A 19,927-nucleotide genomic window follows, 5' to 3' on the forward strand; every position below is an offset into this window, starting at 1 on the left:
GGGCTGCATGTGAAGGGCGCGGGACTGCCCGGGCGGGGCGCTAAACGCGCTTTTCGGCGCCACGTCCGGTCTTGGCCTGCAGCGCGTCGATCCGGCGCGAGGCCTCCGCCTTGGTGAGATTGGCGTCGAAATCCTCGCCCGCTTCCTCGCTTAACGTCTTCAAATAACTCGCTTGTGCCCCCGTCATCGGCTGGTCGCCGGTGGTCCAATCGGCGGGGTCTTTTTCAGCGTTTGAAAAGGGTTCGGTCTTGGGATTGGCATGGTCGGTCATGGCGGCGCTCCTCGCCGCGCTCAACGGCCGCCGGCCGCCAGCGTTCCCCCGCCTTGGCAGCGCGCCGCCAAGGCGGTACGCACGCGCACCATGACGCCCATGCACGAAACCCAGGTCGACGAAGTGGTCCGCGCGGTGCTGAGCGACGTGCTCGGCATCGCCCATGATCGCGCGGCCGCATTCACCACCGATACTGGCCTGTTCGGCGCGCTTCCCGAGTTCGATTCGATCGCGGTCGCCGGGGTGCTGACCGAGCTCGAGGATCGGCTTGGCATCCTGATCGACGATGACGAGGTGGAGGCCGAAATGCTCGAAAGCTTCGGCGCGCTCACCGCCTTCGCCCGCGCCAAGGTGGCTGGTTGATCGACGCTTATGACTGGCGCGGCGGGCGCGAGGCGATACTACGCTTCGGCCCCGTGGGGACGCCGGTCGTGATGCTGCTGCTGCCGCTGTTCGAGGAGCATAACCGCACGCGGGCGTTCGGCGTCGGCGTGCTGCGCGCGCTTGCTGCGCGAGGGATCGCCGGCGCCTTGCCCGAGCTCCCAGGTCAGGGCGAGAGTTTGGTGCCGACAGAAGCGCTACGATTGGCCGATCTTCGTGCCGGAGCAGCGGCGGCGGCGGCGAAGCTCGGGCGACCGTTCATCGCGTCGATCCGCGGCGGCGCCTTACTCGATGCGGATGCCGAGGTCGCCGGGCGTTGGCGGCTGAGCCCGCAGTCGGGTGCCGATCTCGTCCGCGAATTGCGCCGGTTGCGTGCCCAGGGAGACGGCCTGACGGTGGCGGGCAATGCGGTGAGCGAAGCCCAGCTCGGCGAGTTGGGGGACGCCGACTATGCACCCGGCCGCGTCGTGCGATTGGAGACCGACCCTGCGCCAGCCGACCGACGCTTGGCCGGTCCGCCGTTGTGGCGTCGCGCCGAGCCCGGAAATGATTCAGCTTTTATCGAGGTGGTTGCGGCCGATATCGCCGAATGGATCGCAACATGCGGCGGCTGATCGCCTTCGCTTGCGCGGGTGAGACGTTGCTCGGCAGCCTCGATGAGGCCGCTGGTAGCACCGGCCTGCTGATCGTATCCGGCGGCAATGAAGTGCGCGCCGGCGCCCACCGCGGCATGGCGTCACTCGCGGGGCAGGTGGCGGCCACGGGCTTCCCGGTGTTCCGCTTCGATCGGCGCGGTGTGGGCGACTCGAGCGGAATAAATAGCGGCTACGAAGGCGCCCGTGACGATCTGCTCACCGCGCTCGACGCCTTTAGCGACGCGGCCCCGCATGTTACGCGGCTGATCGGCTTCGGGAATTGCGACGCGGCGAGCGCGCTGCTGCTCCACGCCCCTGATCGCTTCGCACGGCTGCTTCTCGCCAACCCCTGGACGATCGCGGAAGCCGCCCCCCTCCCCCCGCCCGCCGCGCTCCGTGCGCACTATGCCGAGCGGCTACGCGACCCGGCGAGTTGGCTGCGGCTGCTGCGGGGCGGCATAGATTTACACAAGTTAGTCAGAGGGCTAGGGGCAATTGCTGCGGCACGGCATGAAACCCTGTCGGCACTGGAGCAGGCGCTGTTCGGGGCGCTCGCCGCGCACCCCGACGCCCGGCTGTTACTCGCCGAGGGCGACGCCACGGCGATTGCCTTCGCCGACGCCGCGCGCCGCGCCGGCTGGGAAGGGAATGTCACACGGCTCGCGACCGCCTCGCACAGCTTCGCCCGGCCCGAAGACAAGACGGCGCTTCAGAAGTGGATACTGGCGGGGCTGAGCGAAGACTAGGCGATAGCAAGGCGTGTTTGCGCCCGTATCTCTTCGCACGCTCGCGCGTGCATTACTCCGCCGCGACCGCCAATTTCGCCTCGAAATCGGCCTCCGCCAGAAACCGCTCGGCGTCCAACGCCGCCATGCACCCGGTACCCGCCGCGGTGATCGCCTGGCGATAAGTCTTGTCCATCACGTCCCCGCAGGCGAACACGCCCGGCACGCTGGTGCGGGTCGAGCCCTTCTCGACCTCGATATAGCCGTCGGCGTCGAGCGTCAGGTGCCCGCGAAACAGCTCGGTCGCGGGATGATGGCCGATCGCGACGAAACCGCCATCGACCTCGATCGCCGATTCCGCGCCCGTCACCGTGTCACGCAGCTCCAGGCCCACCAGCCCTTCGGGGACGCCGCCGCCCACAAACCTTAGAACTTCCTTGTTCCACAGAACCTTGATCTTGGGGTTGGCGAACAACCGCTCCTGCAGGATTTTCTCGGCGCGCAGTGAATCGCGCCGATGGATCAGCGTCACGTCATCACTGTGGTTGGTAAGGTAGAGCGCTTCCTCAACGGCCGTGTTGCCACCGCCGATTACCGCGACCTTCTTGCCGCGATAGAAGAAACCGTCACATGTCGCGCAGGCCGAGACGCCCTTGCCGCGCAGCAGCTCCTCGCTGTCGAGCCCGAGCCATTTGGCCTGGGCGCCGGTCGCAACGATCAGCACGTTGCCTGAATAGATGTCGCCGCTGTCGCCGATGAGCCGGAACGGCCGCTGCGACAGGTCCACCTCCACGATCGTGTCGTACATCAGCCGCGTGCCGACATGCTCGGCCTGGGCCTGCATCTCCTCCATCAGCCACGGGCCCTGGATGACGTTGCGGAAACCGGGATAATTCTCGACATCGGTGGTCGTCATCAGCTGGCCGCCGGGCTGGATGCCCTGAACCAGGATCGGCTTCATGCCGGCGCGCGCGCCATAGATCGCGGCCGAGAGCCCAGCAGGACCAGAGCCGATGATGAGCATATGGGTGTGATGGGTCGCCATGACTTCTATCCGTTGCTTGCCCCGCATCTAGGGTCGATGGCAGGGGCGTTTCAACCGGATTACGCAGGCCGAGCCGGCGATGTTACGTACCACCGACGCACATGGTAGCGGAGGAGGGACTTGAACCCCCGACCCCAGGATTATGATTCCCGTGCTCTAACCAGCTGAGCTACTCCGCCCCGAAAGGCCCGCCCCAAGGCAGGCGGGCACCATAAGGGCGGCAGGCGGGCGAAGTCAAGCGCCTCTGAAGGGATGGCGCGACAGCGGCTCCCACGGCCCACCGCGATACCACCAGGCGGCGAGCCCGGCGATCGCGAGCGGTCGAGGGACGAAGCCCGCTTGAAGTTCGGCGAGCAGCGCGCGCGCGACCGGGGGCTCGACCTTGTTCTGCACGGTGATGTGTGGTCGCCAGCCGGCCTGGTCCTGCGGGGTAAGGAGCGGCGCGAACGCGTCGGCCAGGCGCTGGCGAATCGCGGTGAGCGCGGGCGAGTCGACACGGTAAGCGACGCCCCTCCCCAGGCTCATGACGGCGCTGAGCTTCGCTGGCGGCGCCGGTGCGCGCGCTTCCTCGGCGAGCCGCGCCTTCAGCTCGGGGGCGATCGACGGCGGCAAATGGTGGAACAGGGTGAGATGCGCCCGGAGGAAATTGCGCTCGGGCGGAAAGTGCCGCTGGCGCAGGCCATCGAGCCAGGTGAAATCAGGCTCGCCGATCAGCGCGGTGACGATGATGGGAGCGGGAGCGTCCGCCTTCAAATCTCCACCTGACTCCCCAGCTCAACCACCCGGTTGGTCGGCAGGCGGAAGAATTCCATCGCGCTCTCGGCGTTGCGCAGCATCCAGGCGAACAGCTTTTCGCGCCACAGGCTCATCCCCGGCTTGGCTGAGGGGAGCAAGGTCTGGCGCGCGAGGAAGAAGCTGGTGTCCATCATCCGGAAACTCGCCCCGCAGCGCTCCACATTGGCGAGCGCCGCCGGTACGTCGGGCTCCTCGACGAAACCATAGCGCAGGATCATCCGGTGAAAGCCATCGCCCAGCGCCTCGATCGAGCAGCGCTCGTCGGCGGAGACATAGGGCTCGTCGGCGATTTTCACGGTCAGCAGGACGATCCGATCGTGCAGCGCGTTGTTGTGCTTGAGGTTGTGAAGCAACGCGTGCGGCACCCCGATCGCCGAAGAGGTCATGTACACCGCCGTCCCCGGCACCCGCGTCGCCGAAGTGGCGGCGGAGCGGATGAACACGCTCATCGGCATCGCCGTCTCGCGCATCCGGGCGAGCATCAGCTGCCGTCCCTTCGACCAGGTGGTGAGGATCGTGAACACCGCGATCCCGATCATCAGCGGGAACCAGCCGCCGGCGGTGATCTTGGTCAGGTTCGCGGCGAAATAGGCGCCATCGACGAGGAAGAACAAGGTAAGCAGCGGCACAGCCTTGTAACGCGGCCAATGCCACAGCCGGGCGATGACGACCGTCAGCAGGCAGCTGTCGATCAGCATCGCCCCCGTCACCGCGATCCCGTAAGCCGAGGTGAGGTGCGAGACGCTGCGGAACGCGAGCACCAGTACGATCACGATCCCGAGCATCAGCCAGTTGATCAGCGGCACATAGATCTGCCCGGCGGCCGACGCGCTGGTATGCTCGATCCGCAGCCGCGGCATGAAACCCAGCTGGATCGCCTGCTGCGTCACCGAGAAAGTGCCCGAGATCACCGCCTGGCTGGCGATCGTCGCGGCGAGCGTCGCCAGCACCACCAAGGGTAGTCGCAGCCCGTCCGGGGCAAGCAGATAGAAGGGATTGTGCAGCGCCCCCATCCCCTCGCGCATCAGCAGCGCCCCCTGCCCCATATAATTGAGCAGCAGCGCGGGCAGCACGAAGAACAGCCAGCTCACCCGGATCGGGTTGCGCCCGAAATGACCCATATCGGCGTAGAGCGCCTCCGCCCCGGTCACCGCCAGCACCACCGAGCCCAGCGCGAGGAACGCGCGCATCGGATCGCTGATAAAGAAGCCGAGCGCGTGATGCGGCAGCAGCGCCTCGATGATCGCCGGAGTCCGCCAGATGCTGGCGAGGCCGAGCGCCGAGATGGCGACGAAATAGACGAGCATGATTGGGCCGAACAATGCCCCCACCCGTGCGGTGCCAGAGCGCTGGATCGAGAACAGCCCAACGAGAATGCCTACCGACACCGGCAGCACCCAATTGGCGAAGCCCGGCGCGGCGACGGTGATCCCCTCGACCGCACTGAGCACCGAGACCGCCGGCGTGATCACAGCGTCGCCATAAAACAGCGCGGTGGCGGCGACTCCCAGCAGCACGATGCCGCCCGTCCAGCGCCCCACCTTACCGCGCCCGCTCACCAGCGCGAGCAGCGCCAGGCTGCCGCCCGCGCCGCGATTATCGGCGCGCATGATCACGCCGACATATTTGAAAGTGACGACCACCATCATCGACCAGAAGATCAGGCTGATCACGCCCATGATGTGGAAGGCATCGGGCGCCAGCTGGTGATGGCCGGCGAACGTCTCGCGCAGTGCGTAGAGCGGGCTGGTGCCGATATCGCCGAACACCACCCCCATCGCGCTCACCGCCAAGCGCATTCCGGGCGAGGGCGGAGGCACGGGTTCCAGCCTCGGGCTGACCGCGGCTTCGGCGGGCGGCGCGGCGATGGTGTCGAGGGGGGCGTTCACCGGCTTGGTCCGGTGGAGAGATGGCCAGGGCGCATCACAGGGTGGCGGTTCACCGGTTGTTGACCGGGGCGGCGCCTAGCACCAACGGCACGCCACCGCAACGGGACAATCACGCGATCTGGGTCTATAGGCGCGCCTTCGGCCGAGTCTCGGCGACAAAAAACGGAGCAGGAACAATGCGCGTCGGCGTGCCCAAGGAGATCAAGAACCACGAATATCGCGTCGGGCTGACCCCGCCTTCCGTGGCTGAACTGGTGAAGGCCGGGCATGAGGTCGTGGTCGAGACCAAGGCCGGGGCGGGCATCGATTTCGAGGATCAGGATTATGTCGCCGCCGGCGCGCGGATCGTCGACTCGGCGGCGCGGGTATTCGCCGAAAGCGATATGATCGTGAAGGTGAAGGAGCCGCAGCCAAGCGAGATCGCGCTGCTGGAGGCGCGCCACACGCTGTTCACTTATCTGCATCTGGCGGCCGACAAGCCGCAGGCCGAAGGGCTGATGAAGGCGGGGGCGACGTGCATCGCCTATGAAACCGTAACCGCGAACGACCGTTCCCTGCCGCTGTTGAAGCCGATGTCCGAAGTCGCCGGCCGCATGTCGGTGCAGGTCGGCGCGCATTATCTGGAAAAGGAGCAAGGCGGTCGCGGCGTGCTGCTGGGCGGCGTGCCGGGCGTGGCGCCGGCCAAGGTCGCGATCCTGGGCGGCGGCGTCTCGGGCGTGAATGCCGCGCAGATGGCGGTCGGGATGCGCGCCGATGTGACGATCTATGACATCAACAATGCGCGTCTGGCCGAGCTCGACATGTTCTTCTCCAGCCAGATCAAGACCCAATATGCCAGCTCGGCGGCGATCGCGGCGGCGGTGGCAAGCGCCCATCTGGTGATCGGCGCGGTGCTGGTGCCCGGCGCCGCCGCGCCCAAGCTGGTGACGCGCGACATGCTCAAGACGATGAAGCGCGGGTCGGTGCTGGTCGACATCGCGATCGACCAGGGCGGCTGCTTCGAAACCTCGCGCGCGACGACGCACGACGATCCGGTGTTCATCGAGGAAGGCGTCATCCATTATTGCGTGGCGAACATGCCGGGCGCTGTCGCGCGCACCTCGGCCTTCGCGCTCAACAACGCGACTCTCCCCTTCGTGCTTAAGCTCGCCAATCTGGGCGCCGAGGCGGCGATGGCCGCCGATCCGCACCTGGCGAACGGCCTCAACGTTTCGGGCGGCAAGATCCGCCACGCGGCGGTCGCCGAAGCGCTCGATCTGCCGCTGAACTAAAGGTCGGGCAGCGGCCGCACATAGCCGGTCGCTGCCCGAACATCCTCAGGCGCGCGTCGCCTCCACCAAGGCGAGCCGGCCCAGCAGTACCGCGCCGAGCGGCCCGGCGCGGCCGCCAAGCGCGGCGGGGACGAGGTAGCTTTCAAGATCGTCGAGCGCCGTAAGCGACAGGTAACCGCCAAGGCTCTCTCCCAGGCGCTTGCGAACCAACGGCAACAGGGCGGGCTGATCCATCACCCCGCCGCCCCAGACGATCCGGCGCGGCACCCCGGTCAGCGTGAGCGCCTGGGCGAGTTGAGCAAGCGCGTCGGCGGCCATCGCCCAGCTTGGATCACCGGGGGCAAGCTCGGTCGCGGGGCGCCCTGCACGCGCGGCGATCGCGGGGCCGCTCGCCAAGCCCTCCACACAGGCGCCGTGAAAGCGGCACGCGCCAGGAAAATCGTCTCCCGCCAAGCGCGGGGGGCGCAGATGCCCCAGTTCGGCATGGCTCAGGCCGTCGAGCGGCCTGCCCGCCGCGACCAGCCCCGCGCCAACGCCAGTGCCAACCGTGACATAGGCCAGGTCGGCCAGCCCCCGCGCCGCGCCCCACTCGGCCTCGGCGAGCGCCGCGCCGACAACATCGGTGTGGAAGCCGAGCGGCACCGCGTAGCGGGCGATCAGCCGCCGGGCGATGTCGGTCTGCGACCAGCCGGGCTTGGTGGTGACGGTGATCGAGCCCCAGCCCGGGCTCGCCCGGTCGATGTCGAGCGGACCAAAGCTGGCCACGCCGATCGCGGCGAACCCCCGCCAGCCATCAAGCACCGCCTCGATCGCGCCGAGCGTCTCCGCCGGCGTCGTGGTCGGCAGCCGCACCTCATCGAGTATCGCCTCCGGCCCTTGGGCGAGCAGGCAGACGATCTTGGTGCCACCCAGCTCTACGCCGGCGATCAGGGGGTCGGTCATGCCGCCAAGGCTAGGCGACGCGGCCCACCCCCGCAAGCGCGCCCGGACCGGGAACTGGGAGAACGCCAACTTGCCTCGCCACGCCGTCTGCGCCCATAGTCGCGCATGAAGCCAAGAAGGGGGAATGCCTTGAAGATCCGCCGCTTGTTCCTGGTGAGCCTGCTCGCCTCCACCGCCGCGCTCGCGCAAACCCCGCCCGGCAAGCAGAAATGGGACGTCAACGCCCCGCCGGGCATGACCACGCGCGAGGTGAAGATCGACACCGCCGAGGGCAGTTGGATGAACGTCGATGTCTCGCCCGATGGCAAGACGATCGCCTTCGATCTGCTCGGCGACATTTACACCATGCCGATCACCGGCGGCACCCCGACCCGGATCGCGAGCGGCCTCGCCTATGATCAGCAGCCGCGCTTCTCCCCCGATGGCAAGCGGATCGCCTTCGTCTCCGACCGCGGCGGCGGCGACAATATATGGCTGATGAACCTGGACGGCGGCGACAAGCGCCAGCTGACCAAGGAGGACTTCCGTCTGCTCAATCAGCCGAGCTGGAGCCCGGATGGCCGCTTCATCGTCGCCAAGAAGCATTTCACGACCCAGCGCTCGCTCGGCACCGGCGAGGTGTGGCTCTACCATGTCTCGGGGGGCGCCGGGGTTCAGCTGGTGAAGCGCGCGACGGAGGTGCTGCAGAAGGAGTTGGGCGAGCCGATCTTCGCGCCCGATGGCAAGGGCCTCTACTACACGCGCAACGTCACGCCGGGGCCGATCTTCGAATATGCCCAGAACTCGAACACCGATCTCTTCCACATCGAACGCTATGACCTGGAGACCGGGGAGGTATCGACGGTAGCGCAAGGCGTGGGCGGTTCGGTCCGCCCCACTCCTTCCCCCGATGGCAAGCGCATCGCCTTTGTCCGCCGCGAGCGGGCGCGCTCCAAGCTCTATGTGAAGGATCTCGTATCGGGCGAGGAGCGCAAAATCTATGACGCGCTCGACCAGGATGTGCAGGAAACCTGGGCGGTCACCGGCGTCTATCCCAACATGGCCTGGACGCCGGACAGCAAGACCGTGGTGTTTTGGGCGGGCGGCAAGCTGCGTCGCGTTGGCGCCGACGGCGCGGGCGCGACCGAAATTCCCTTCCGCGTGAACGACACCCGCGTCGTGATCGATGCGACACACCCCGCTATCGAGGTCGCGCCTCCCAAGTTCACCACCAAGATGCCGCGCTGGGCATCGGTCTCACCCGATGGCAGCCAGGTGGTGTTCGAAACCCTCGGCAAATTGTGGGTGAAGCCGATGGTGGGAGGCGCGGCGCGGCGGCTGACCAGCGCCAAGGACGGGTTCGAACTGTGGCCGAGCTGGTCGCGCGACGGCAAACAGATCACCTTCGTCACCTGGAGCGACGCCGAGCTTGGCCGGATCGCGGTGGTGCCAGCAGCGGGCGGCGCGGCGCGGGTGGTGACGTCGCAGCCCGGCCATTATGCCCTCCCCCGCTTCTCGCCCGATGGCAAGACGATCGCGTTCGAACGCCGCGAAGGGCGCGGGTTGACCGCGGACAATTGGAGCGAGAACCCCGGCGTCTATCGCATCGCGACGACGGGCGGCGCGATGACGCGTGTCACCAAGGATGGCGGCACGCCGCAATGGGGCACCAGCAACGACCGATTGTTCTTCACCGCGACGGAGAAGGGCAAGCTCCAGCTCGTCTCGACCGACCTGAACGGCGAGGCCAAGCGCGTCCACGCGACCGGCGATCTAGTGAGCGATTATCAGGTGTCGCCCGATAGCAGCTATTTTGCCTTCACCCAGAATTACCAAGCGTTCGTGATGCCGCTGCTACCGGGCACCCAGGACGTCGCGACCGATCAGAAGGGCGGGCCGCTGCCAGTGACCAAGGTGAGCGGCGACGGCGCCAATTTCGTCAACTGGTCGACCAAGGGCCTGCATTGGAGCCTGGGGCCGACGCTCTATTCGGCCGATCCCACGCAACTCTTCGCCTCGGCCCCGCCGGCCGAGGGCGCGGCCAAGTTCACGCCGCCGACGGGCGGCGTATCGCTCGCGATGGAAGCGTCGAGCGAGAAGCCAAATGGCACGGTCGTCCTCACCGGCGCGCGGCTGGTGACGATGGCGGCGAAGGACGGTGGCATCATCAACGACAGCGTCGTCGTTATTCAGGGCGACCGGATCGCCGCAATCGGTCCACGCGCCTCGGTGAGCATCCCGGCGGGCGCGAAGCTGATCGACGTGAAGGGCAAGACGATCATTCCCGGGCTGGTCGACGCACATGCCCACGGCCCCCAGGGCGAGGACGAACTGGTGCCGCAGCAGAATTGGTCGGCGCTCGCCAATCTCGCCATGGGGACGACGACGATCCACGATCCCTCCTCGCGCGCAGCGGAGATTTTCGTTGCCGGCGAAATGCAGCGTGCCGGGGTGATTATCGGCCCGCGCACCTTCTCGACGGGAGAAATCATTTATGGGGCCAAGGCGCCCGGCATCTACGCACAGATCGACAGTTATGAGGATGCGCTCGCGCATGTTCGCCGGTTGAAGGCGGAAGGCGCGAACAGCGTGAAGAACTATAATCAGCCGCGCCGCGAACAGCGCCAGATGGTGGTGAAGGCGGCGCAAGCCGAGGGGCTGCACGTCGTCCCCGAGGGCGGTTCGCTGTTCAACATGGACATGTCGCTGGTGATGGACGGCAATTCGACCGTCGAACACAATGTGCCGCTCAGCGTCTTCTACCAGGACGTCGTGCAGCTCTGGAGTCAGACCAAGACCAACTATACGCCAACCCTGGTCGTCACCTATGGCGGTCCAGCGGGCGATCCCTATTGGCGCGCGCATACCGACGTATGGAAGCACCCGATCCTGGCGCGGCACGAGCCGCCCGGCGCGCTCGCCGCCGCCAATGCGCGCCGCAGCCTCGCCCCCGACGAGGATTATGTCGATGACGATAGCGCCCGCGAGGCGAAGAAGCTGGCCGACCAGGGGGTGATGGTCTCGATCGGCGCGCATGGCCAGCAAGCGGGGCTTGGGCCGCATTGGGAGATGTGGTCATTCGTGCGCGGCGGCTGGAGCCCGATCGATGCCCTGCGTGCCGCGACGATCATGCCCGCGACCTCGCTTGGCTATGCCAAGGACATCGGCTCGCTCGAGGTGGGCAAGCTCGCTGACCTGGTGGTGCTCGATGCTGACCCTACCCAGGACATCCGCAATTCGGACAAGGTTTACCGGGTGATGCTCGGCGGACATCTGTACGACCCGCTGACACTGAACGAGGTCGATACCGGCACCCGCAAGAAAGCGCCCTATTGGTGGCAGGCCGAGGGCAAGGCAAGTGCTGGAGGTACCGCGATCGGCCACGGCGACGGCGACGTTTGAGTGCAGCGCCCCCTCTCCTTCGCGGGGAGGGGGCGGCGCGTACGCCGTTCATGAAACCAAGCCAGCGACGGCACGTTGGGCGGCGAAACACCTTAAAGGGGCCACTGTTGCGCATCCGCCGAACCTTGCCGCTTCCGGCCGTATGCGCGGCGCTCGGCTGCACGATCGCGCCGGTCACGGCCGCCTCCCTCAAGGCCAGCACACCTGTCGCGCAAACGCCACCGCTCCCCCAGCCACCCACCGGAGATCCCGAGTTCGACAAGGCGCTGCCGCCGCTCGACCAGATACAGCCGCCGCCCGACGCTGCGATCGGCCCTACGCCGCCCGCCCCGATCGCGGCCGAGCCCGAGCTCGCCACGCCCCTGCCGCCTTTATCGGCGACCGACACCACCCCACCGGTCGACCTGCAAGTAAAGGATAGCGAGAAAGCCCCCGCCATCCCCTATCGGGTGGTCATCAAGGGACTCGCCGAGATCGACCTAGAAGACGAGTTCCGCGGCCTCTCCGCGCTGTTTCAGGGCGGTCGCCGCGGCGCCAACGCAGCCCAGATCGGTGCGCGCGCTGACGAGGACGTGAAACTGATTGAGCGGCTCTTGAAGTCGGAAGGTTTCTACGACGGTATAGCAACGGCTTCCATCAACACCCTACCGAATCAAGAAAATCGCCTGACTGTCACGCTCACCGCGACGCCTGGGCCGCGCTACGCGCTGGGCAGTATCGCGATCACCGGGGCCGCGCCCGAACCGACCGCGATAGCGCGCCAAGCGTTGAAGCTTGATACTGGCGCGCCGATCGTCGCGGCTGCCATCGAGGCAGGCGAAGGCCGCGTCGCAATTCGCTTGCCGGAACAAGGCTATCCCTTCGCGACCGTCGGCGAGCGCGACATTGTGCTCGATGACGATACTCATGTCGGCGACTATACCCTGCCGATCGTCGCCGGCCCCAAGGGGCGATTTGGCAATATACAAGTGGCTGGCGATCCGATCTTCAGCCCGCGCCACATTCGCGTACTGCGCCGTTTCAAGGAAGGCGATCCGTATGACAGCCGTAAAACCGACGATCTGCGCCAGGCACTGATCGCGACCAGCCTGTTCTCAACCGTTGCCGTGGAGCCCGTTCGCACCGGCGAAACTCTGCCCGATGGCACCGAGCGCGTCGATTTGCTGGTCCGCCAGAGCAAGGGGCGCTGGCGCCAGCTGGCCGCACAGGCCGGTTACGGGACGGGCGAGGGCGTCAAGGTGCAGGGCAGCTGGACCCACCGCAACCTCTTTCCGCCCGAAGGCGCGCTGACGCTGAACCTGATCGCCGGAACGCTCGAACAATCGGTCGGCGCGCAGTTTCGTCGCTCTAACGCGGGGCAACGTGACCGGGTGCTGGCAATCGGCGCGAGCGTCGCGCGCCAGCGCTTCCAGGCGTTTCAAGCCGATACGATCCAGGTGAACGCTTCGCTAAGCCGCGCGTCGACGCCGATCTTCCAGAAGCGCTGGACCTGGAGCATCGGCACCGAATTGCTCGCCAGCCGCGAACGGCCCAATGCCGATATCGACCCCAATCGCGCGCGCCGCACCTATTTCATCGGCGCGCTCCCGTTGCAGCTCGGCTATGACCGTTCGAACAGCCTGCTCGATCCGACACGTGGCTTTCGCATCAACACCCGGCTGAGCCCGGAAGTGCAGCAGGTGAGTGGCGGCCCGTTCGACACCTATGCCCGGCTGCTGATCGACGTTTCAGGCTATTATCCGGTGAGCGACAGTTTCACAATTGCCGGGCGCACCCGGGTCGGCTCGATCGTCGGCGCGTCGCGCGACGCGATCGCGCCATCGCGCCGCTATTATGCCGGCGGCGGCGGCTCGGTGCGCGGTTATGGCTTCCAGCAACTCGGCCCTAAGGATGCGCAGGGCGATCCGGTCGGCGGACGATCGGTGACCGAGTTCGCGATCGAGGGCCGTTATCGCTTCGGCAATTTCGGGATCGTGCCGTTCGTCGACGCGGGGCAGGTGAGTGAGAGTTCTGTGCCAACGCTGTCCGGCCTGCGCTTCGGCGCGGGGATTGGTGGGCGGTACTACACCAATTTTGGCCCGTTACGAATCGATGTGGCGACCCCGATCGGGCGGCGGCGGGGAGAGACGGCGGTCGCGCTGTATCTTTCGATTGGGCAGGCCTTCTGATGCGCCGGGCGCTCCAATGGACTGGCATCGCGCTGGTGGCGATCGTGGTGCTGCTGGGCGCCGCGCTGCTCGGCATCGATAGCGGGCCGGGGCATGAATTCATTCGCGCTCGCCTCGCCGCTTACAGCACGCAATCGGGCCTGAACTTCCGCGCGGCGCGGATCGAAGGATCGATCTATGGACGCATGGCGCTGATCGGGTTCGAGGCGCGTGACGCGAACGGCATTTTCCTCACAGCCCCGCGCGCGGCAATCGACTGGCGGCCCCTCGCCTATCTGAACAAGCGCCTCGACATCCGCTCGCTCGTGGTGCCGAGCGCGGCATTGCGCCGTCTGCCCGCGCTGAAACCCGTGCCGCGCGACCCGAACGAGCCGATCCTGCCCGATCTCCATATCGAGATCGGCCGCTTCGCGCTCGACCGGCTCGATATTGCCCCGGCGGTCACCGGCAAGCGCCATGTCGTGCGGCTCGCCGGGATGGTCGACATCGCCAACGGCCACGCCCAACTGACCGCCGACGCCAACGCATTGGTCACCGCCGGAGTGGTGGGCGGCGATGCGCTACATGCACGGCTCGACGCGGTTCCCGACGCGAACCGGCTGGTAATCGACGCCGATTTCACCGCCCCGGCAGGAGGGTTGGTCGACAGCTATGCCAAGCTTGGCAAGCCGATCGCGATAAGCATCAAGGGGCAAGGCGATTGGCGGGCCTGGAACGGCAGAGCGACGGGTCGCGCGGATGGCGAGCCGCTCGCCGACCTGGCGTTAAGCGCGCGCAGCGGCACCTTCCGCGCGACGGGGATAACGATGCCCGGCAGCGTGGCTCCGGTCGCCGCGAGAATGCTGCCCCGGCTCGCCGTCGATCTCGTCGCCGCGGTCGCCGATCGCCGCGCCGATCTCCGCTTCACCGGCCGTGCCGATGCCCTGACCCTTGGCGCGAACGGGCTGATCGATCTGGGGCAAAGCCGTTTACGCCGCTTCATCATCGACCTCAGCCTTCTCAAGCCCCAGACAATCGCCCCAAAACTCGCGGGCGATGATGTTCTGCTCCACGCCGTACTCGATGGACCGATCGCGCGTCCGTTGCTCGATTACCGCCTCACCGCGCGGCGGCTGGCGTTCGGCACCACCGGGATAGAGGCGCTTAACGCCTCTGGCACGGCGCGGGTAGATGCGAACCGGATCCTGATCCCCGTGAACGCCACCGCGCGGCGGGTAACCGGCCTTAACGCGGCCGCCGGCGGGTTGCTCGAGAATCTGCGGATCAGTAGCGACCTGGCTTATACAGATGGCCGGCTGCTCTCGGACAATCTCAAGCTGCGCTCGTCGCGGATCGACGCGACCGCCATCGTCCTCGCCGATCCCGCGAAGGGCACGTACACCGGCGCGCTGAAAGGCCGGGTGAACGACTATCAGGTCGCCGGGCTCGGACGCATCGCGCTGACGACCGATGCCAAGCTCGTTGCCGACAATCGCGGCGGTTACGGCATTCGTGGCACTTTCCGCGTCGTCACCAGCCAGATCACCAACGCCACCATCGCCGAGCAATTGGGAGGGCCGGCGGTGACGACCGCGCGCTTCCTGTTCGATCAATCGGGCACGGCGCGACTGGCGCTGCTGCGGCTCGATGCGCCCGACTTCCGCGTCACCTCTGGCGAGGGCAGCTACGCGATCGACACCGGCCGACTTGCCTTCCGCGCAGGGGGCGCCTCGCGCAGTTATGGCCCCTTTTCCCTGGCGGCGAACGGTACGCTGGAGCGGCCGCGGGTGCTGCTCACCGCCGCCCGCCCTGGGCTAGGGATCGGGTTGAAGGACTTGGTCGCCGAGGTGAACGGTTCCGCCGCCGGCTATGCGCTGAACGCGCGCGGCGGATCGCAATATGGCCCCTTTACCGCCGACGTGCTGGTACGCCCCGGCGCGCGGCTCGCGGTCGATGTCCGTCGCGCGACGGTGGCGGGCATCACCGCGCAAGGGGCGGTAACGCAAACCGCCGCGGGGCCGTTCAGCGGCAGGCTTGCCTTCACGGGCGCAGGGCTAGACGGCACCGCCGCGCTTTCCGCCCAGGGCAGATATCAGCGCGCCGATATTCAAGCGACGGCGCAGGCCGGGCGTATTCCAGGCGACACGCCGATCACGATTGGTTCGGGCCAGATTCGCGCGACCGCGATCCTGGTAACGGGCGCACCACAGGTGACCGGCGAGTTCGCCTTCAAGGACATCCGCCAGGGCGATTATCTGGTGAATAACGCGCGCGGCCGGATTGATTATCGCGATCAGTCCGGGCGGGTGCAGCTGATCGCCGATGGTGATGCCGGGGTACCGTTCGACATCGCGGCGCAGGCACAGCTGGCGCGCGACCGGGTGCTCGCCAATCTGCGTGGCCGGGTGAACACCATTACCGTCTCGCTCGACCATCCCGCGCTGGTGCTCAAGCAAGGCCCGGACTGGGTGCTGCAACCCGTCGCTTTGGTCGTACCGCAGGGTCGCGTGGCTTTTACGGGACGCTATGGCGCGCACACGGCGCTCCAGGCGCAGCTGGCGAACTTTGACATGGCGATCGCGCAGGCGTTCGTCCCCGGGCTGGGACTCGGCGGGCGTGTCTCGGGCGTCATCGATTATGGCCAAGCGCGGGGAAGCCGCGTGCCCGATGTGCGCGCGCGGCTTGATGTGGCGCGCTTCACACGCACCGCGGCCTATGTCGTGTCCGAGCCGGTCGATGTCGCGCTGCTCGCGACGTTGGGAAGCGGCGGCGGGGGACTCAACGCTCTCGTCAAGCGTGGCGGAACGACGGTGGGGCGCGTCCAGGCCCGGCTCGCGGGGCTGGGCAGCGGCGAGACGCTCAACGATCGACTGATGGGGGCGTCGCTGTCTGGTGGTGTGCGCTACTCCGGACCCGCCGACGTGTTGTGGACCTTGACCGGGATTACTGGGCAGAATGTGCGCGGCGGCATCGCGGTCGCCGCCGATTTCGCGGGAACTCCCCGTACGCCACAGCTGAACGGCCTCGTGCGTGCGGACGCGCTGCGCTACGAGAATCAGCAATATGGCACGGTCGTGAGCGACATCGCGCTGCAGGGTCGCTTTACCCAATCGCAGCTGCAAATCCTGTCGATGACGGGGCGTGCGGGGCGCGGTACCGTGAGCGGGCAAGGGTCGATTGGGGTGGGAGACGGCTTCCCGATCAACCTGCGCACTAGCTTCACGAACGCTCAACTGGCGCGCAGCGACGCGCTGGGCGCGACCGTTTCGGGGAACCTCGCGATCACCAACAGCCGGGCGGAAGGCGCTCGGATCAGCGGCGAGCTGCGTTTGCCCGAGGCGCGCTACGAGGTGATCCGCCAGGGCCAGGCCGAAGTCGCCGAACTTACTGGCGTGCGTCGCAAGCGCGACCTTGCCGCCGGCGACCAGCCCAGGCGCGCGGCCGCAACGCCCGCCTTCAACTGGCAACTCGACATCGCGGTGCGCGCCGATAACGAGCTTTTCGTCAGTGGCATGGGCCTAGAGGCCGAATTCTCGAGCGATTTGCGCGTTACCGGCACGGCGAAGGCACCGCGCGTGGTTGGTGAGATGCGGGTGGTGCGTGGTACCTACAGTTTCGCGGGCCGCCGGTTCGATTTGGATAATGATGGATATATCCGTTTCTCGGGCGCTGAGACACTTAACCCATTACTTTCGATCTCCGCATCGACAACGGTTGAAGATGTATCGGCGACGGTCAATATCGACGGTACCGCGCAGAACCCGCAAATCACGTTCAGCTCGACGCCGGCGCTGCCTCAAGATGAGGTTCTAAGTCGCTTACTATTCGGTGGGCCGGTTACTTCGCTTTCACCGATCCAGGCGGTTCAACTCGCGGCAGCACTCAATTCGCTCCGTGGCTCGGGCGGGGGACTGAACCCGCTTGGCAAGTTGCGCTCGGCGACGGGCCTTAGCCGTTTGCGTATTCTGGGTGAGGACAAGACGATCGGCCGGGGTACGGCACTTGCGGCCGGGCAGTACATTTCGCGCAATATCTATGTGGAGATTATCACCGACGCACGCGGCTTTACCGCCACCCAGCTCGAAATCTCGCTCTCGCGCGCGCTTAGTTTGCTGAGTTCGACCGGCTCGTTCGGGGGGTCGAACGCGTCGCTACGCTACTCGAAGGATTATTGACCCCGCCCGGACCGTCCCGTGCCGCCTCAAGCCCCTGCGAACACCGTCCGATCCACTGGCAAGCCCTCCCCGGACCGTCCCGCGCAGCCTCAAGCTCTTGCGAACACCGTCCGATCCACCGGCAAGCTCCGGACGCGCGCTCCCGTGGCGGCATAAAGCGCGTTGATGCACGCCGGAATCACCGGCGGCAGCACCGGCTCGCCAAGACCGGTCGGCGGATTGTCGCTCGGCACGAAATCGATCGCGATCTCGGGCGTGCGGGTGATGCGCGGCAGCGGATAGGCATCGAAATTCGCCTGCTGCACCGCGCCCTCGCCCAGCGTCACCGCGAGCCCATCGAGCGCGTGGCCCAGACCTTCGATCACCGATCCTTCAGCTTGTGCCCGCGCGCCGAGAGGGTTGATGATATGCGCGCCCACATCGGCCGCCACCCACACCCGCGGCACCCGCAAGCCCTCGTCGCCGCCGACGTGCAGCTCGACCACCTCGGCGATATAGCCCAGATGGCTGAAGTAGAAGGCGAAGCCCAGGCCCCTGCCCTGCCCCTGGCGGTAGCTGTCGAACTTCGACATCGCGACGACATGGCGTACCACCGCCGCCGCGCGCCCGGTATCGAAGGGCGGCCGCTGCGGCAGCACGCGCGGCGCCCCCAGGAGTTCGAGCGTCAGCGCCGGCAGCGTCTTGCCCGCGGCGTGCGCGACCTCGTCCAGGAAGCTTTGATAGGCGAAAGCGAGCGCGTTCGATCCCGGTGCCCGCAGCCAGCCGGTCGGCACATGCGTGTCGAGCACGGTCGCGCCATAATCGATCGCCGGCCCCAGCCCGGCCGGAAACTCGGTATCGTCGAGATCGGCGCCCTTGCCGAAGCTATCGCCCTGGCCGAAGCTGACGAAATGATTGCTGAGCGCGGCCAGCCTGCCCTGGCCGTCGATCGCCGCCTTCAGCTGATGCCAGCCGCCGGGGCGATAGAAGTCGCGGCGAAGATCGTCCTCGCGGCTGTAGATCAGCTGCACTGGCGTGCCGGGCAGCTGCTTCGCGATCGCCGCCGCCTGCACCATATAGTCGTTCATCAGCCGCCGGCCAAAGCCGCCGCCCGCGCGCAGCAGGTTGATCCGCACCTTGTCCTTGGGCACGCCCAGATGCTTGGCGATCAGATCGCGCCCACCCTCGGGCCGCTGGGTCGAGGACCAAATTTCGAGCGTGCCGTCGGCGCGGTAGAGCGCGGTGCAGTTTTGCGGCTCCATCGTCGCATGGGCAAGGAACGGATAAGCGTAGCGCGCCTCGACGGTCTTCGCCGCCCCCGCAAACGCGGCGGCCGGATCGCCGATCTTCGCGACCGGCTTTCGCGGACCCGCCTTGAACGCCGCCTCCGCCAGCGCCGCATAGCTTTCGGACGAAACCGCCCCTGCCGCGCCATGATCCCACTGGCAGTTGAGCGCCGCACGGGCGCGATTGGCCTGCCACCAGCTGTCGCCCACGATCGCGACCGCATCGCTCATCGCCTCGGCATCGCCGACGCCGTCGAGCTTCAGCACATGCCGCACGCCGGGCTGGCGCCGGGCGGCGTCGAGATCGGCGGCCTTCAGCTTGGCCCCGAACGTGCCGCACATCTCGACGGCAGCATAGAGCATCCCCGGCAGCCGCACGTCGAGCGCGTAGAGCGGCGCGCCGGCGACGATCCTGGGCGTATCGACGTTGCGGATTGGCTTGCCGATGATCTTGAAATCCTGGGCAGCCTTCAGCGGCACCTTGGCGAGATCGGGCGCGGGCTGCTTCGCCGCCGCCGCCGCGAGCGCGCCATAGGTCGCGCGTTTGCCGGTCACCGGATCGAGCACCGCGCCGCTCGCGGTTTTCAGCCGTTCGGCGGGCACGCCCCATTCGGCGGCGGCGGCCTGGACGATCATCGCCCGCGCCGCCGCGCCCGCCCGACGCATAGGCAGCCAGTTCGCGGGCGTCGCGGTCGATCCGCCGGCGATCTGCAAGCCATAGAGCTTGGCATCGGCATGGGCCTGCTCGATCGTCACCTGAGCCCAATCGACGTCAAGCTCCTCGGCGATCAGCATCGGCAGCATGGTGCGCACGCCCTGGCCAATCTCGGGGTTCTTGGCGATGATCGTCACCGCATTGTCGGGCGCGATCCGCACGAAGGTGCCGATCGGCACCGGCACGCCGGTCTCGGCGGCATCGGCGGGGGCGAGCCGGAACATCAGCGCGCCGCCCGCCGCGAGGCTGGCGCTCAGGAACAGGCGGCGGTCAAGGATCGCGTCCATCGC

Annotated in this window: 13 protein-coding genes and 1 tRNA gene; 7 read left to right on the plus strand and 7 right to left on the minus strand. The window is 67.2% G+C overall.

Annotation, left to right across the window (positions count from 1 at the left end):
• Nucleotides 1-40 precede the first annotated feature (40 nt).
• Entirely contained in the window at nucleotides 41-271 is a 231-nt protein-coding gene (locus K2X73_RS09335) for a DUF3072 domain-containing protein (RefSeq protein ID WP_294110186.1), read from the minus strand.
• Nucleotides 272-361: 90 nt separating this feature from the next.
• Here K2X73_RS09335 and K2X73_RS09340 point away from each other — a divergent pair, with 90 nt between their 5' ends.
• From K2X73_RS09340 to K2X73_RS09350, 3 genes are read left to right on the plus strand one after another with little or no spacing between them, the layout of a single operon-like run.
• Nucleotides 362-634: an acyl carrier protein gene (locus K2X73_RS09340; protein WP_294110188.1), complete on the plus strand. Its 273-nt coding sequence runs from the start codon at nucleotides 362-364 to the stop codon at nucleotides 632-634.
• Nucleotides 631-1,266, plus strand: coding sequence for a hypothetical protein (locus tag K2X73_RS09345; RefSeq protein WP_294110190.1), 636 nt, complete (start codon nucleotides 631-633; stop codon nucleotides 1,264-1,266). The genes K2X73_RS09340 and K2X73_RS09345 overlap by 4 nt, the downstream gene beginning before the upstream one ends.
• Nucleotides 1,254-2,033, plus strand: coding sequence for a hydrolase 1, exosortase A system-associated (locus K2X73_RS09350; RefSeq protein WP_294110192.1), 780 nt, complete (start codon nucleotides 1,254-1,256; stop codon nucleotides 2,031-2,033). Before K2X73_RS09345 ends, K2X73_RS09350 begins: the two co-directional genes overlap by 13 nt.
• Nucleotides 2,034-2,085: 52 nt before the next feature.
• On the opposite strand, the gene trxB is transcribed toward K2X73_RS09350, so the two are convergent.
• The 4 genes from trxB to K2X73_RS09370 form a co-directional block, all read right to left on the minus strand.
• Entirely contained in the window at nucleotides 2,086-3,057 is a 972-nt protein-coding gene (gene trxB / locus K2X73_RS09355; protein WP_294110194.1) for a thioredoxin-disulfide reductase, read from the minus strand.
• 102 nt (nucleotides 3,058-3,159) lie between these two features.
• Nucleotides 3,160-3,236, minus strand: a tRNA-Met gene (locus K2X73_RS09360).
• A gap of 55 nt (nucleotides 3,237-3,291) precedes the next feature.
• Nucleotides 3,292-3,810: a 2'-5' RNA ligase family protein gene (locus K2X73_RS09365; RefSeq protein WP_294110196.1), complete on the minus strand. Its 519-nt coding sequence runs from the start codon at nucleotides 3,808-3,810 to the stop codon at nucleotides 3,292-3,294.
• Nucleotides 3,807-5,681, minus strand: a complete 1,875-nt coding sequence (locus K2X73_RS09370; protein WP_294110354.1) for a potassium transporter Kup — start codon at nucleotides 5,679-5,681, stop codon at nucleotides 3,807-3,809. Before K2X73_RS09370 ends, K2X73_RS09365 begins: the two co-directional genes overlap by 4 nt.
• Before the next feature lie 236 nt (nucleotides 5,682-5,917).
• Here K2X73_RS09370 and ald point away from each other — a divergent pair, with 236 nt between their 5' ends.
• Nucleotides 5,918-7,012, plus strand: a complete 1,095-nt coding sequence (gene ald / locus K2X73_RS09375; protein ID WP_294110198.1) for an alanine dehydrogenase — start codon at nucleotides 5,918-5,920, stop codon at nucleotides 7,010-7,012.
• Nucleotides 7,013-7,057: 45 nt separating this feature from the next.
• On the opposite strand, the gene K2X73_RS09380 is transcribed toward ald, so the two are convergent.
• A complete protein-coding gene (locus K2X73_RS09380; protein WP_294110200.1) occupies nucleotides 7,058-7,954 on the minus strand; it encodes an ROK family protein in 897 nt (298 codons plus the stop codon).
• A 234-nt stretch (nucleotides 7,955-8,188) separates the two neighbouring features.
• Between K2X73_RS09380 and K2X73_RS09385 the strand changes: the two genes are divergently transcribed.
• From K2X73_RS09385 to K2X73_RS09395, 3 genes are all read left to right on the plus strand, one after another.
• On the plus strand, nucleotides 8,189-11,335 hold the full coding sequence (locus K2X73_RS09385) for an amidohydrolase family protein (protein WP_294110356.1): 3,147 nt from the start codon (nucleotides 8,189-8,191) through the stop codon (nucleotides 11,333-11,335).
• 107 nt (nucleotides 11,336-11,442) lie between these two features.
• A complete protein-coding gene (locus K2X73_RS09390) occupies nucleotides 11,443-13,503 on the plus strand; it encodes a BamA/TamA family outer membrane protein (protein ID WP_294110202.1) in 2,061 nt (686 codons plus the stop codon).
• Nucleotides 13,503-17,657 carry a translocation/assembly module TamB domain-containing protein gene (locus K2X73_RS09395; RefSeq protein ID WP_294110204.1) on the plus strand — a complete coding sequence of 1,385 codons (4,155 nt, stop codon included), beginning with the start codon at nucleotides 13,503-13,505 and terminating at the stop codon, nucleotides 17,655-17,657. Before K2X73_RS09390 ends, K2X73_RS09395 begins: the two co-directional genes overlap by 1 nt.
• Before the next feature lie 89 nt (nucleotides 17,658-17,746).
• On the opposite strand, the gene K2X73_RS09400 is transcribed toward K2X73_RS09395, so the two are convergent.
• Nucleotides 17,747-19,924, minus strand: coding sequence for a molybdopterin cofactor-binding domain-containing protein (locus tag K2X73_RS09400; protein WP_294110205.1), 2,178 nt, complete (start codon nucleotides 19,922-19,924; stop codon nucleotides 17,747-17,749).
• Nucleotides 19,925-19,927: the final 3 nt, after the last annotated feature.

The sequence above is a fragment of the Sphingomonas sp. genome, assembly GCF_019746665.1.
Taxonomy (GTDB): Bacteria; Pseudomonadota; Alphaproteobacteria; order Sphingomonadales; family Sphingomonadaceae; genus Sphingomonas.